This is a genomic window from Streptococcus oralis, from assembly GCF_023109315.1.
Taxonomy (GTDB): domain Bacteria; phylum Bacillota; class Bacilli; order Lactobacillales; family Streptococcaceae; genus Streptococcus; species Streptococcus oralis_BS.
This window is the reverse complement of the sequence record NZ_JALDUF010000001.1, coordinates 164,150-179,712: the sequence shown is the minus strand read 5'-3', so window position 1 is coordinate 179,712 and position 15,563 is coordinate 164,150. Positions and strand designations below refer to the sequence as shown.

13 protein-coding genes are annotated in these 15,563 nt (G+C 44.0%); 3 read left to right on the top strand and 10 right to left on the bottom strand.

Translation table 11 applies throughout. The features are described from left to right. Positions 1-64 precede the first annotated feature (64 nt). The gene (locus M1F74_RS00810; RefSeq protein ID WP_061417446.1) at positions 65-682 is read left to right on the top strand and encodes a TVP38/TMEM64 family protein; all 618 of its coding nucleotides are present in this window, start codon (positions 65-67) and stop codon (positions 680-682) included. Between the two features lie 278 nt (positions 683-960). On the opposite strand, the gene scrK is transcribed toward M1F74_RS00810, so the two are convergent. Next, a complete protein-coding gene (gene scrK, locus M1F74_RS00805) occupies positions 961-1,848 on the bottom strand; it encodes a fructokinase ScrK (protein ID WP_000164288.1) in 888 nt (295 codons plus the stop codon). A gap of 158 nt (positions 1,849-2,006) precedes the next feature. After that, positions 2,007-3,893, bottom strand: a complete 1,887-nt coding sequence (locus tag M1F74_RS00800) for a sucrose-specific PTS transporter subunit IIBC (RefSeq protein ID WP_247946020.1) — start codon at positions 3,891-3,893, stop codon at positions 2,007-2,009. A gap of 375 nt (positions 3,894-4,268) precedes the next feature. On the opposite strand from M1F74_RS00800, the gene M1F74_RS00795 reads away from it, so the two are divergent. Beyond that, positions 4,269-5,723 (top strand): sucrose-6-phosphate hydrolase, encoded by a 1,455-nt coding sequence (locus tag M1F74_RS00795; RefSeq protein ID WP_247946019.1) that lies wholly within the window; start codon positions 4,269-4,271, stop codon positions 5,721-5,723. Further along, positions 5,704-6,669 (top strand): LacI family DNA-binding transcriptional regulator, encoded by a 966-nt coding sequence (locus tag M1F74_RS00790; RefSeq protein WP_247946018.1) that lies wholly within the window; start codon positions 5,704-5,706, stop codon positions 6,667-6,669. The genes M1F74_RS00795 and M1F74_RS00790 overlap by 20 nt, the downstream gene beginning before the upstream one ends. 150 nt (positions 6,670-6,819) lie before the next feature. Here M1F74_RS00790 and M1F74_RS00785 read toward each other — a convergent pair whose 3' ends face one another. The 8 genes from M1F74_RS00785 to fmt form a co-directional block, all read right to left on the bottom strand. Further along, positions 6,820-8,094, bottom strand: a complete 1,275-nt coding sequence (locus M1F74_RS00785) for a hydroxymethylglutaryl-CoA reductase, degradative (protein WP_247946017.1) — start codon at positions 8,092-8,094, stop codon at positions 6,820-6,822. Continuing rightward, the gene (locus M1F74_RS00780; protein WP_247946016.1) at positions 8,094-9,266 is read right to left on the bottom strand and encodes a hydroxymethylglutaryl-CoA synthase; all 1,173 of its coding nucleotides are present in this window, start codon (positions 9,264-9,266) and stop codon (positions 8,094-8,096) included. Before M1F74_RS00780 ends, M1F74_RS00785 begins: the two co-directional genes overlap by 1 nt. 118 nt (positions 9,267-9,384) lie before the next feature. Continuing rightward, entirely contained in the window at positions 9,385-9,840 is a 456-nt protein-coding gene (locus M1F74_RS00775; protein WP_000176910.1) for a threonine/serine exporter family protein, read from the bottom strand. A 1-nt stretch (position 9,841) separates the two neighbouring features. Continuing rightward, a complete protein-coding gene (locus M1F74_RS00770) occupies positions 9,842-10,600 on the bottom strand; it encodes a threonine/serine exporter family protein (RefSeq protein WP_000344546.1) in 759 nt (252 codons plus the stop codon). An 85-nt stretch (positions 10,601-10,685) separates the two neighbouring features. Further along, the gene (gene pknB, locus M1F74_RS00765) at positions 10,686-12,566 is read right to left on the bottom strand and encodes a Stk1 family PASTA domain-containing Ser/Thr kinase (protein WP_247946015.1); all 1,881 of its coding nucleotides are present in this window, start codon (positions 12,564-12,566) and stop codon (positions 10,686-10,688) included. Further along, entirely contained in the window at positions 12,563-13,303 is a 741-nt protein-coding gene (locus M1F74_RS00760) for a Stp1/IreP family PP2C-type Ser/Thr phosphatase (protein WP_084875761.1), read from the bottom strand. Before M1F74_RS00760 ends, pknB begins: the two co-directional genes overlap by 4 nt. Before the next feature lie 15 nt (positions 13,304-13,318). Continuing rightward, positions 13,319-14,632 carry a 16S rRNA (cytosine(967)-C(5))-methyltransferase RsmB gene (rsmB, locus tag M1F74_RS00755; protein ID WP_247946014.1) on the bottom strand — a complete coding sequence of 438 codons (1,314 nt, stop codon included), beginning with the start codon at positions 14,630-14,632 and terminating at the stop codon, positions 13,319-13,321. After that, positions 14,625-15,560 (bottom strand): methionyl-tRNA formyltransferase, encoded by a 936-nt coding sequence (gene fmt, locus M1F74_RS00750; protein WP_247946013.1) that lies wholly within the window; start codon positions 15,558-15,560, stop codon positions 14,625-14,627. Before fmt ends, rsmB begins: the two co-directional genes overlap by 8 nt. Positions 15,561-15,563 lie beyond the last annotated feature (3 nt).

Here is a 15,563-nt window from a genome sequence, read left to right as displayed (position 1 = left end):
ATCAAATTAGTCTTTATAAGAAAAATATGGTATAGTAGAACCATACTATCTATAAGGAGTTTCTATGTCACAGCATAAGCAAATGAAAGCTGTTTCTCCCCTTCTACAGCAAGTCATCAATATCTCATCTATCGTCGGGGGAGTCGGCACCTTGATTTTCTGTATTTGGGCCTATCAGGCGGGTGTTTTACAGTCAAAGGAAACCCTATCAGACTTTATTCAGCAAGCTGGGCTTTGGGGGCCACCACTCTTTATCTTTTTACAAATCCTACAAACTGTTGTTCCGATTATTCCGGGAGCTTTGACCTCAGTGGCTGGGGTCTTTATTTACGGCCACATCATCGGAACTATCTATAACTATATCGGCATCGTGATTGGCTGTGCCATTATCTTTTACCTCGTCCGTCTCTATGGGGCTGCCTTTGTCCAGTCCGTCGTCAGCAAGCGCACCTATGACAAGTACATCGGTTGGCTAGATAAGGGCAATCGCTTCGAGCGGTTCTTTATCTTTATGATGATCTGGCCTGTCAGTCCAGCTGACTTTCTCTGTATGCTGGCTGCCCTCACCAAGATGACCTTCAAACGCTATATGATTATCATCATTCTGACCAAACCCTTTACCCTAGTGGTTTATACTTATGGTTTGACCTACATTATTGATTTCTTCTGGCAGATGTTTTGAGAATAGAATATAGCCTGATACTAAATATACTTTGGTATGGAAATCATACCTATTTTTCGATAGTGAATCGAGGACTTACCTAGCCTTTCCGCCGTGATAAAAACACCTGAAATCATTAGATTTCAGATGTTCGGAAACTTTGAGATATTAGGCTTAAAGTTTAGGTATGGAATTTCAAAGAAAGTCGCTACCGTCCGTCATCACTTAAGGAAAGGCTCAAAAAAATTGTCTTCAAACAGAAAATCCGTTTGGTTGCCCAAGCGGATTTTCTGTTTGTTTTATTTTGCGACACTCTTAGCAAGGACAAAGTTCCCAAGTGTGGCAGAACCATTGCCTGCGACTGCTGGGGTGACAATGTAGTCACGCACGTCTGGTACTGGTAGGTAACCATTGAGAAGAGCTGTAAATTTCTCACGCACACGGTCTAGCATGTGTTGTTGGGCCATAACCCCACCACCAAAGACGATCACATCTGGACGGAAAGTTACTGTAGCATTAACCGCAGCCTGAGCGATATAGTAGGCTTGGACGTCCCAGACAGAACTGTTGAGTTCGATGTTTTCACCACGAATCCCTGTACGAGCTTCAAGACTTGGACCAGCCGCAAAGCCTTCCAAACAGCCCTTGTGGAAAGGACAGACGCCATTAAATTCTTTTTCTACATCCATTGGGTGTTTAGCCACATAGTAGTGACCCATCTCAGGGTGACCCACACCACCAATAAACTCACCACGTTGGATAACACCTGCACCAATCCCTGTACCGATCGTGTAGTAAACCAAGTTTTCGATACGGCCACCAGCATTGTTACGAGCAACTACTTCACCATAGGCAGAGCTATTTACGTCTGTGGTGAAATACATAGGTACGTTGAGGGCGCGGCGGAGAGCACCAAGTAGGTCTACATTTGCCCAGTGAGGTTTTGGAGTCGTTGTGATAAAGCCATAGGTTTTTGAGTTTTTATCGATATCAATGGGACCGAAGGAACCGATGGCAAGACCTGCAAGATTATCGAATTTTGAAAAGAATTCGATGGTTTTATCGATGGTCTCGATAGGAGTTGTTGTAGGAAACTGTGTTTTTTCTACAACATTAAAATTTTCATCTCCGACAGCACAGACAAACTTTGTACCGCCCGCTTCTAAGCTTCCATATAATTTTGTCATGATAAACCTCTTATCTTTGTTTTCTCTATTATAGCACATTTTAAAAGGCTAGATTTCTCAATATTTTAGATTTTCCTCTGTAAATCTTACCATCCAAGTAAAAACGAACAAACATGATATTTGTTCGTTTTGTTTTTAGATTTGATTTTCGAAGAAGACTAGGCTTTCACTTCGATGATAGCGTCACCCTTGACAACTGAACCGCTTGCGACTGGTGTCACAGAAGCGTAGTCTGCTGTGTTAGTTACGATAACCATTGTTGTGTCGTCAAGACCTGCAGCAGCGATTTTGTTTGAGTCAAAGGTTCCAAGAACGTCACCAGCTTTGACCTTGTCGCCTTGAGAAACTTTTTGTTCAAAGCCTTCACCGTTCATAGTCACCGTATCGATACCAACGTGGATCAAGATCTCAGCTCCATTAGCTGTCTTCAAACCGTAAGCATGTCCTGTAGCAAAGGCGATTGATACTTCTGCATCAGCTGGTGCGTAAACCACACCTTGGCTTGGTTTTACAGCAATCCCTTGTCCCATTGCACCACTTGAAAAGACTGGGTCGTTAACATTCTCAAGAGCAACTACGTCCCCAACGATTGGAGTTAGGATTGTTTCATTTTGAGGAGCTACTGGAATGTTACCAGTTGTTTCTTCTTGGACCAAGCGTTCTGTCGCCACTTCAGAAGCAACTTCTTTTTCGTCCTCATAACCAAACATGTAAGTAAGGGCAAAACCAAGAACGAATGATACAGCTACCATAAGAAGGTATTGAAGCAATTGACCGTTACCAACGTACAACATTGTACCAGGAATGATGGTGATACCATTACCAGTACCAGCAAGTCCAAGGATAGAAGCCAATCCACCACCGATAGCACCAGCGATCAATGAAAGGAAGAATGGTTTACGGAAGCGCAAGTTTACCCCGAAGATAGCAGGCTCTGTAATACCGAGGAAGGCAGAAAGAGCAGCTGGGAAAGCAAGTGTTTTTAGTTTAGGATTCTTCGTTTTAACACCAACGGCAACAGTTGCAGCCCCTTGAGCTGTCATCGCTGCAGTGATGATGGCGTTAAATGGGTTCGCATGGTCCGCAGCAAGCAATTGCACTTCAAGCAAGTTGAAGATGTGGTGCACACCTGATACGACAATCAATTGGTGAACCCCACCGATGACCAAACCACCAAGACCAAATGGCAAGCCAAGAATTGCTTTTGTTCCGAAAAGGATGTAGTTCTCAACAACGTGGAAGACTGGTCCGATGACAAAGAGTCCAAGGATAGACATAACCAAAAGTGTCACGAATGGTGTCACCAAAAGGTCCAAGACATCTGGAACCACTTTGCGGAGAGCTTTTTCAAACTTGGCTCCGACCACCCCAATGATGAAGGCAGGAAGAACAGAACCTTGCAAACCAACAACAGGAATGAAGCCAAAGAAGTTCATAGCTGTTACTTCACCACCTGATGCTACTGCCCAAGCGTTTGGAAGTGAGCCAGAAACCAGCATCATACCGAGGACGATACCAACAGCTGGATTTCCACCGAATACGCGGAAGGTTGACCACACAACTAAACCTGGCAAGATGATGAAGGCTGTATCTGTGAGGATTTGGCTGTAAATGGTAACATCTTCTGGAAGTGTCATTCCAAGAGCGTTCAAGAGTCCACGAAGACCCATGAAGAGACCAGTTGCTACGATAACTGGGATGATTGGCACAAAGACGTCACCGAAAGTACGGATAGCACGTTGGAACCAGTTTCCTTGTTTAGCAGCTTCTGCTTTCATGTCTTCTTTAGAAGAGGTTGGCAAACCAAGTGCAACCACTTCGTCGTACATCTTGTTTACTGTACCTGTACCAAAGATGATTTGGTATTGACCTGAGTTAAAGAAAGCTCCTTGAACTTTATCCAAGTTCTCAATCACTTCCTTATTGATTTTCCCTTCATCTTTGACCATGACACGTAGACGAGTCGCACAGTGGGCTACACTGTTGACATTTTCACGTCCGCCAAGGGCTTCGATGACCTCTTTTGCAATATCCTGATTGTTCATTTGCAAAAATCTCCTTATAAAAATTTTGTTCTTGTTTGAAAGCGATTTTATTCGCCCTACGACTATTATTTTATCATGTTTCTAAAATATGTCAAGCGTTTTGCAGGATTTTTTATTTCCTTTCTTTTGTTCCTGATTATTCTTGCTCGTTTTTGAGGGATATTCTCTTTTTCCTCAAAAAAATATCTTTAAACTTGAGGAATCAAGGCTTTTGTTTACATTTTCTTTCATTTTTTCGTGAAAATTTGCCAGATTTCCTTTACTTGGTTTCTGGCAATCGTTTGACATATTTTTCTTTTTTTAACATAAAAGACTTGCTTTTTTTGCCGAAAACGTTTACTATTAATAGAATAGAACTTATGGAGGAAAGATAAAATGGAATGGACAACTGAGCGCCGTTACAGACGCTATGAAGACTGGTCTAATGACGAAATCAAGCAAATCAAGGAAAAGATGGCACAATCTCCTTGGCATACTCGTTACCATGTCGAGCCTAAAATGGGGCTTCTCAATGATCCAAATGGCTTTTCTTATTTTGATGGCAAATGGATTCTCTTTTACCAGAACTTCCCCTTTGGCGCAGCCCATGGGTTGAAGTCTTGGGTGCAGCTTGAAAGTGATGATTTAGTGCACTTTACAGAAACTGGAGTCAAAGTTTTGCCAGATACTCCATTAGATAGCCACGGTGCCTACTCTGGTTCTGCCATGCAGTTTGGCGATCAGTTGTTCCTGTTTTATACAGGAAATGTCCGTGATGAAAATTGGATCCGTCACCCTTACCAGATTGGTGCTTTGATGGATAAGGATGGCAAGATTACAAAGATTGACAAGATCTTGATTGACCAGCCAGCAGACTCTACAGACCACTTCCGCGATCCGCAAATTTTTAACTTTAAGGGACAATATTATGCCATCGTTGGTGGACAGGACTTGGAGAAAAAAGGCTTCGTCCGTCTCTACAAGGCTGTGGACAATGACTACACAAACTGGCAAGCAGTTGGCGACCTTGACTTTGCTAACGACCGCACTGCCTATATGATGGAATGCCCAAATCTAGTCTTTGTAGGGGAGCAACCTGTCCTTCTCTACTGTCCACAAGGATTGGATAAGAGTGTTCTAGACTATGATAATATCTATCCAAACATGTACAAAATCGGGGCTTCCTTTGATCCTGAAAATGCCAAAATGGTAGATGTGTCTCCATTACAAAATCTAGACTATGGTTTCGAAGCCTATGCAACTCAAGCCTTCAATGCTCCTGATGGACGTGCACTAGCAGTAAGTTGGCTTGGTTTGCCAGATGTAGCCTACCCATCTGATCGATTTGATTATCAAGGTGCCCTCTCACTGGTTAAGGAACTGACCATCAAAGATGGGAAACTCTACCAATATCCAGTCGCAGCTATCAAAGAACTTCGTTCTTCTGAAGAGGTCTTCTCAAATCGTACTCAAACCAACAACACCTATGAACTCGAGCTCAACTTGGAGTCCAATAGCCAGAGCGAGATTGTCTTACTTGCTGATAAAGAAGGCAAGGGACTTTCCATCAACTTTGACCTTGCCAATGGACAGGTGACAGTGGATCGTAGTCAGGCTGGTGAACAGTACGCTCAAGAATTTGGCACCACTCGTTCTTGCCCAATCGACAATCAAACTACTACTGCTAACATCTTCATCGACAATTCTGTCTTTGAAATTTTCATCAATAAAGGAGAAAAAGTATTTTCTGGTCGTGTCTTCCCACATGCGGACCAAAATGGTATCCTCATCAAATCTGGAAATCCAACCGGAACTTACTATGAATTAGATTATGGTCGCAAAACTAACTGATGTCGCAAAACTTGCAGGCGTCAGCCCCACTACCGTCTCACGGGTCATCAATAAAAAAGGTTATCTATCTGAGAAAACCATTCAAAAGGTTAATGAAGCCATGCGAGAGCTAGGTTACAAACCCAATAATCTGGCTCGAAGTCTCCAAGGAAAATCTGCCAAGTTGATTGGACTCATTTTTCCAAACATCAGTCATATCTTTTATGCGGAGTTGATTGACAAGTTGGAACACCAACTCTTCAAAAATGGCTACAAGACCATCATCTGTAACAGCGAACATAACTCTGAAAAAGAACGGGAGTACATTGAAATGCTGGAGGCCAATCAGGTCGACGGTATCATTTCTGGAAGTCATAACTTGGGTATCGAAGACTACAATCGTGTGACAGCACCGATTATTTCCTTTGACAGAAATCTATCACCAGACATCCCTGTCGTCTCCTCTGATAACTACGGTGGTGGGGTCCTCGCAGCCCAAACTCTGGTCAAGACAGGTGCCCAGTCTATCATCATGATTACAGGAAATGACAACTCGAACTCACCGACTGGACTGCGTCATGCTGGCTTTGCCTCTGTACTCCCGAAAGCTCCTATTATTAATGTTTCCAGTGACTTTTCGCCCGTCAGAAAAGAAATGGAAATCAAGAATATCTTGACTCATCAGAAACCAGATGCTATCTTTGCTTCGGATGATCTGACAGCCATTTTGGTTATCAAAATCGCTCAGGAACTGGGAATCTCTGTTCCTGAAGAGCTCAAAGTCATCGGCTATGATGGGACTTACTTTATTGAGAACTACTACCCTCAACTGGCGACCATCAAGCAACCCTTAGAAGAAATTGCCCAACTCACTGTTGATCTCCTCTTGCAGAAGATTGAAGGTAAAGAGGTCGCGACAACCGGTTACTTCTTACCAGTCACCCTATTGCCTGGAAAAAGTATTTAATACTCTTCGAAAATCTCTTCAAACCACGTCAGCTTCCATCTGCAACCTCAAAACAGTGTTTTGAGCAGCCTACGGCTAGCTTCCTAGTTTGCTTTTTGATTTTCATTGAGTATAAGCACAAGAAAACTCAGACTGATTCGTCTGAGTTTTTTATGATCTTAAGTTTTCGAGATAGCGCTTGGCTGTCTCTAAGTTAAAGGTTTTGTCTGCGATGAGACGCTCAACGAGGGGAGTAACTTCAGACTCACTAGCACCCGCTAGGAGAGCTAGGGATTTGGCTTGTAATTTCATGTGGCCTTGCTGGATGCCCGTACTTACCAAGGCTTTGAGGGCCGCAAAGTTTTGGGCGAGACCGATGGACACGATAATCTGAGCTAATTCCTTAGCTGAAGGATTTCCTAGTAGTTCATGACTGAGGGCTACACGAGGGTTGAGTCCGATAGAGCCACCCTTGGTCGCTACCGGCATGGGTAGTGTCATCTCACCGACCAATTCTTCTGAGTCCCTATCTAGACTCCATTGACTGAGACCTTGATAGCGTCCATCTCGACTGGCAAAGGCATGGGCCCCAGCTTCGATGGCACGCCAGTCATTACCAGTGGCAATCAAAATGGCATCAATACCATTAAAAATCCCTTTATTGTGAGTCGCTGCTCGGTAGGGATCAGCCTGTGCAAACTGGCTAGCCAAAGCTATTTTCTCCGCAATTTCTCGTCCTTGGTCCCTTTGGGGACTCAAGTAGCGAAAGGCGATACGACAGCTTGCAGTCACCAGAGAATCGGTCGCGTAGTTGGACAAAATTCCCATAAGACTCTGTCCCTGACTGAGTTCTTCTAAGACTGGTTTCAAGGCTTCCAGCATGGTGTTGAGCATATTGGCTCCCATGGCTTCCTGGGTATCGATATGGAGATAGACGACGAGAAAGTCTGTTTCTCCCTTGATCTGCTCTACATGCAAATCACGCGCTCCGCCACCGCGTTTAACGATAGAAGGATAGGCTTGATTGGCAAGTTCCAAGAGTTCGGCTTTCTTACTGGCAATCTTCACTTGCGCTTGTTCAGGATCAGCAACTTGATAAAGGGCTACCTGACCAATCATCTGGCGCTCATGTACTTGAGCAGTAAAACCGCCTGCTCGCTTAATGATTTTGCTGGCATAGCTAGCCGCAGCAACCACTGACGGCTCTTCTGTCACATAAGGAACTGTATAATCCTGACCGTTCACCAAAAGCTCTGGAATGATAGAATAAGGCAGAGAAAAAGTTCCCACTACATTCTCACTCAGCTGATCTGCAACCGCCAAGCTGATTTGTTCATCCTGCTCCAGACTGGTTTGCTTTTCAGGACTAAGGAGCGCCTGAGCTTTCAGTAACTCAAGGCGCTCATGGTATGACTTTTTAGAAAATCCATTCCAACTTAACTTCATTATTTTTCAACCTTGCTATAACGACGTTGGTGGTCGAGAATTTCAACCAAGGCATAGTCTTGATTTTCAAAACCTGCAAACTGGGCTGAACCAGATTCATCCAACTCTACCTCTTCGAAGAAGACTTTTTCATAGTCTTCAACAGACAATGCTGTACGTTGCTTGAGTTTGCTCAAGCGATCCTTATCAAGGTAAGTTTCATAACCTTCTACCAGTTCTCCACTAAAGAACTCTGAAACCGCTCCACTTCCGTAACTGTAGAGGACAATTTTATCTCCAGCCTTCAAATTTTCTGCATTTTCCAAAAGGGAGAGAAGCCCAAGGAAGAGGGAACCTGTGTAGATATTCCCAATCATCTGACTGTAGAGAATGGATTTGTCAAAGTTTTCTTGCAGACTATCCTTTTTTTCCTGAGACAAAGTCTTATCCATCATCTTGCATAAGCCTTTTAGTGCCAACTTAGGGTAAGGTAAGTGGAAGCAGATGGCCGCAAAATCATTCATAGTCCAATCATAACGTTTCTTGTATTCATCCCAAGTCGTCGTAAGACTGTCAAGATATTGCTGAGTTGAGTACAAGCCGTTTACATAAGGAGTGGTTGAATAGTTCGGGCGCCAGAAATCCATAATGTCACGCGTTTGGGCAACATTATCATTGTTAAAGGCCATGGTACGCGGATTTTGCGTAATCAACATCGCCACACTCCCAGCTCCCTGAGTTGGTTCACCTGGAGCCGTTACACCATACTTGGCAATATCGCTAGCGATGACCAAGACCTTGGACTTTGGAGAATTTTCCACATGCAACTTGGCATAATGGAGGGCAGCTGTTGCTCCGTAACAAGCTTCTTTGATTTCAAAACTGCGAGCGAACGGCTGGATACCTAATAGACCGTGAACAAAGACCGCTGCTGCCTTACTCTGGTCAATTCCTGACTCGGTCGCCACGATGACCATATCGATTTCTTCTTTTTCTTTATCTGTGAGGATAGAGTTGCTTGCACTGGCAGCTAAGGTGACAACATCCTCAGTCAATGGTGCAATGCTAATTTCGTTTAACAAGAGTCCCTTGCTAAATTTTTCTGGGTCAACTCCCCTTGCTTCTGCTAGGTCTTGTAATTTCAAGACATATTGACTGGTCGCAAAACCAATCTTATCAATACCGATTGTCATATTTACCTCTGTTTTTTCATTCATTGTAAAAAATCGTTCTATTCTATTTTATCACAAATAGGGACAAATGAGAGAAAAAAGACTTGATTCAACAAATCAAGTCTTTGCTTTGACAGCATTAGGAGGATATGCCTCGCTGTTTTCGGATATAGTAATAAAGTTTCAGAATCACTGTTCCACTTGCCATCCCGATAGAAATGACCAGAGCCAACATAACTACTAGTGTTGCACTGGTAAGGGCATGACTGTAATCGCCTGTCACAAAGAAGGCTGTCGTTCGATAGGATAGATAACCGGGCACCAAGGGGGCAAGAATGGCCAAGACAAAGACCACTGCTGGCGTCTTATATACAATACTTAAAATTTGGCTGATACAAGAACCAACCACCGCTGCAATAAAGGTCGCAACAATAACATTGGTTGGTTCTTTGAGCACGAGGTAGAGGAGCCAGACACCCATTCCCAGAACACCACCAGGTAGGAGCATGGAACGCTGAACATTTAGTACGATTAGAAAGGTGATAATGGCGAGTAAACTCGCCACTGCTTGGAGTAAAATACTTGTTAGAGTCATCTTATGTCATCAAAACCAGGGCGACGGAGGTGCCGGCCCCTAAAGCGAGGGTAATGAGCAAGGATTCAAACATCTTGCTCATACCAGAGTTGATATGGTTGGTCATGATATCCCGAACTGCATTTGTCAGAGCAATCCCTGGAACAAAAGGCATGACGGCTCCCGCTATGATCAAGTCTGCCGTCGAAGGAAATCCTGTATAGCGGGCCCAGAACTGGGCAATCAATCCGAAAACAAAGGCACCCGCAAAGGCGGTTACAAAAGGAATGCGGACAAACTTCTCTACATAGAGAGAAAAAGCAAAACCAAGCAAGGTCGCAATGGCTGCACCAAAAGCATCATAGGTATTCCCCCCGAACATAATCGAGAAAAAAGGGGCACTGAGAGTTGCTGCAATAGTCACTTGGAACTTGGTATAAGGAAGAGCTTGATTTCTGATTTCCTTTAGCCTTTCAAAAGCCGTAGAGAGATCAATCTGCCCTCCGACAAGCTCCCGTGATACTTGGTTCACATCGCAGACTTTTTCGATGTTGTAGGAGGAAGAAGTTACTCGTTTCATACGAGAAATATTGGTATTCTCAATAGAAAAGAAAATAGCTGCTGGCATGGCAAGAACGTTGCAATCCACTATTCCCTGTGAATGAGCGATACGGATCATGGTGTCCTCCACCCGATAAATCTCCGAACCGCTTTTTAAGAGAATGGTTCCAGCTAGCATAATCACATCAATGACGGCATTCAACTCTCTCGATTCGTCCATTTTCTCCTCCTTTTCTGCTTCCTATATTTTATCACAAAAATCAATGAAAAAAAATCTTTGTCATGAAATCATGACAAAGATTCGTTTAATCTCGAGAACTTTCACGGGTTCCTTCACTATTTGATTGACTAGTTGAAGGAGTGTTTCCTTGTTGGTTCCCCTGATTTGGAGTTGTAGAAGAACCTTGGTTCCCACGTTGTGCAGAACTAGAAGATGAAGTTGATGGTGGTGTTTTCGGTTTGTAGACGGAAAGTTTGATACGCGTGCTAGCAAGGTCAACCTGTTCACCCGCTTTTGGTGTTTGATCTACAACTGTACCTTCTGCTGTCCCTTCAGGAGCAGTCGAAACCTCGACAACCTCAATATTGGCCTCTTTTACACCGACAATCTGAGTCAAATTATTCTTTGTAAATTCGAGACTTGAACCAATATAACTTGGCATAGAAACACTTGTTACTCTCTTAGCAACCGTTAAAGTAATTGTGCTAGCTTTTGAAAGATCATAAGTCTTACCTGCCGCAGGACTTTGTCTGAGAATAATTCCAGGTTCGCTTTCGCTGGATTCTTCCTCTTCCATCTTGATTAGATTCTCAGGAACCTTCTTCTCCTTAAGTTCAGCTACGACATCCGTATACTTGCGTCCAACATAATTGCTCAATTGGAAGGATTGCTTACCAGAAGAAACAATCAAATTAACCTTGGTTCCTTCTTTTCGGCTACTCCCAGCTTCTGGATCCGTTCGAATAACACGTCCTTCTGCTACTGTATCACTAGCCTCTGACTTTTCTTCACCGGCTTCAAACTTGGATTTTTTAAGAGCTTCTTTTGCCTCTGCAACAGTTTGTCCAGCCACATCAGGAATAGCAATCGTTGCTGGTGTTCTAGATAAAATCCAGACCAAAGAAGCTGCAACTAATAGAAGACTAGCTAAAAGAATCATATAGCGAGCCTTAAACTTCCGCTTTTTAGTTGGCTTTTGCGTAGGTGCTTGCTCTGGGGTTAATTTCTTTGACTGAGGACGTTCTTCCTGCGCCGGAGCTTTTGGAATCGAGGTCAATGTACTTTGTGGGACTTTAGGTAAAGTCTTCGTATCCGCCTTACTCGCATCGTCAAAGACCAGTTTCGGTTCATTCCGACGATTATAAGACAAGCTAGTTGACAAGTCCATATACATTTCTGAAACAGACTGATAGCGATCAGACAATTTCTTAGCAGTTGCCTTGATGACAACATTTTCCAAAGCCTGAGGGACAGATGGGTTTTCAGCAATGACGGACGGAAGTGGCTTCTGGAAATGCTGGAGGGCAATCGTAACCGCGCTATCTCCATCATAAGGGATATGTCCCGTCAGCATCTCATAGAAGATAATCCCCATTGCATAGATATCACTCTGGAAAGTCGCTTTAGAACCACGCGCTTGCTCAGGTGACAAATAATGAACCGAACCCAGCATCGAGTTGGTCTGGGTCAGACTCGTCTCTGCAAAGGCCACTGCAATCCCAAAGTCAGTAACTTTAGCAGTTCCATCTGGTGTCAAGAGGATATTTTGAGGTTTCAAATCTCGGTGAACAATTCCTCTAGCATGAGCTAAACGCATAGCCAAAAGAATCTGTCCCATAATCCGAACCGCCTCTTCATTTGAAAGAGGATAGTGTTCTTTGATATAACGCTTGAGGTCAAGTCCTGCTACGTATTCCATAGCTAGGTACTGTTGGCCATCTTCCTCACCGATATCTGTTATCCGGACGATATGAGGATGGTCCAGATCCGCCATAGCCCTCGCTTCCCGCTGGAAACGTGCCACAGCAATCGGGTCCGTCTGGTAGTTGGTCCTCAGGACCTTAACTGCCACCTCTTCCCCATCTAGGATCAAATCCTTGGCCAAGTAAACATCTGCCATGCCTCCTCGACCAATCTGCTTGACAATCCGATACCGCCCGGCAAAAATCTTGCCGATTTGGATCATTCTGCCGCCTCCTCGTTCATGTAAACAAGGGCAACCGTAATGTTGTCTAAACCTCCTGCATTGTTAGCAAAACGAATGAGGGTTGCCGCCTTGTCTGCTAGGGAAATATCACTGGTTACAATATCATAAATTTCGCTTGCCGAAATCATATTGGTCAAACCATCACTATTGAGCAAGAGATAATCTCCTAACTCCAGTGTAATCATCCCAAAATCAGGCTGGATTTCATCTTTTTGTCCAATAGACTGTGTGATGATATTCTTTTGAGGGTGAGTTTCTGCCTCTTCTGGAGTCAATTGACCAGCCTTGAGCAATTCATTAACCAAGGAATGGTCACTCGTCAACTGGTGGTATTCTTCTCCACGAATCAAACCGATACGAGAATCTCCAATGTGAGCATAGATGGCTTGGTTGTCAATAAACGCAACAGCTTCTAGCGTTGTCCCCATGCCTCTGTAGGCTTCGTCCTGACCTAGTTGATGAATTTTTTGATTTTCAATCTCCAGGTAGTGGGCAAACCACTCACGAACTTCATTGACTGAGTTAATTTGGGTATCCACCCAATCCACACCGAGGTCTGTGACCGCCATCTCACTAGCGATATTTCCTGCACGGTGTCCTCCCATCCCGTCAGCCAAGATGATCATGGTGCGTCCTGCTCGGTTGACAAAGTGATTGACATAGTCCTGATTATTTGTCCGTTTCTGACCAACATCTGTTAATAATGCTATTTCCATTGTGTCAGTTCCTTCCTATTCTGATATCTTGCGAAATTGGCTGATAAAGAATCCATCACTCCCATACAATTCAGGAGTGATCAGGATGCAGCCATCTTTCAGGATATCTTTGCATTCGTGTTCTAGTTTAACCTGCTCGAACTCGGGATGACTTTCTAAAAATGCCTCAATGACTTGAAAGTTCTCCTCAGAGACAATAGTACAGGTACTATACGTTATTATACCACCTTTACGTAGTGTTTGACAAACACTACCTAATATTTCCAACTGAATTTCTTGTAAGGATGTGAAATCTGCTGTTTCTTTATTGTATTTGATATCTGGTTTGCGGCGCAAGAGACCGATTCCAGAACAAGGGGCATCTACTAAAATCTTATCAAAAGAGTCTCGACCGAAAAACTCATGCACTTTTCTTGCATCCAATTTTTTCGTTTGCACTTGATCCGCCACACCTAGACGTTGGGCGTTTTCTTGGATCAAGTCCAACTTGTGATCATAAAGATCCAAAGCGGTCACCTTTCCAGATGTGAGGTAAGAGGCAATATGGGCTGTTTTCCCCCCCGGAGCGGCACAGGCATCCAGAACCTGCTCATGGCCTTGTAGATCAAGAGTCGGAGCAACCAGTTGACTGGACTCATCTTGGATGGTAATAGCACCCTCTGAGAACAAATCATGTCCCGCAAAGTGTCCCTGCTCCTTGACCAAACCAGAAGCGGCCAAAGGTGAATCACTCGCCTTTAACACGGCCTTGATTTCCTCTTTTCGGCTCAAGTCAGTCACTCGAATGCTGGCTTTGTTGCGCACCAATAGGCTTTCAAAAATAGCTTGGGCTCGCTCTTCGCCGTATTCTTCCTTGAGCTTAGATACTAGCCAAACTGGGAGAGAATAGGCAATGGAATCACGCTTATTTTTTCGCTTAATACTGGCAATATCCGGCCAGCCTTCTCGCAAAATACGACGAAGGACAGCGTTGACCAATTTTTCACTGCCTTTTTTACGGGCTTTGGCTAGTTCCACTGCTTCATTGACTACAGCATGGTCAGGCACCTTATCCAGATAACAGACTTGATAGGCGCTCATAAGGAGTAGGATATAGAGCCAGTTATCTAGCTTGTCTCGGTCTTGGATAAAGTGGGACAAATACCATTCTAAGGTGAGTTTGCGGGCTACCGTTCCGTAAACAATCTCTGTCACCAAACCCTTGTCTGCTGCTGAGAGTTGACTGCCCTTGAGGTGTTTGTTTAAGGCAATATTTGAGTAGGCTTGGTTGACAAAAACATCCTCTAACACTGTTAGAACTAGACTTCTAGCCGTTTCTACTTTAGTCACCAAATCGTTCTCCTACAGTCAATGTCCGTCCAACTCCGTTGAGGAAGGAAGCAATGTCCATCTTAGGTTTACCAGCTGGCTGCACTTGCTTGAGAGATAGAGCACCTTCAGCCGCTGCAACGATCAATTCTTTCTTGCCAATAGAGAGGATCTCACCTGGATTTCCCTGACCTTCTACTGGTAGGGCTTCATAGATCTTAAAGCGGTCGCCTTTGAGAAAAGTATGGGCAACAGGCCATGGATTCATCCCACGGATTTGGTTGAAGAGTTGACGGTTGGTCTTGGTCCAGTCCAGCTTTTCTTCCTCTGGCTTAATATTTGGCGAGAAAGTGACTTGACTAGAATCTTGTGGTTCAGGTTTGATCTCCCCAGCAATATAGCCAGGAAGGGTGTCCAAAAGCAAGTCACGACCAACAATCGCCAATTTCTCAAATAAGGTACCGACATTGTCTTCGTCGGTAATTGGGATACTCCGACGGGAAATCATATCCCCTGCATCCATTTCTTTAACCATTTCCATGATAGTCACACCAGCTTCCTCATCCCCTTGAATCAAGGCATAATGAATAGGAGCGCCACCACGGTGTTTGGGAAGGAGGGATGCGTGAACGTTGACCGCAAAATTCATGCTATCAAGAAGTTTGCTTGGGAGAAACTGCCCAAAAGCAGCGGTCACAATCCCATCCGCTCCTAAATTCATAATCGCTTCCAGATCTGGACTTCCAGATAATTTTTCTGGTTGGTAGATAGGAAGACCTGCTTCTTTAGCAACCCGCTTGACTGGGGTTTCTTGGATCACTTTTTTACGGCCGACAGCACGGTCTGGCTGGGTCACAACTGCTAGAATCTCGTAACGATCATCTGATAACAAACCCTTCAAAACTGTCGCTGAAAAGTCGGGTGTCCCCATAAAGATTAGTTTTGTCATTTC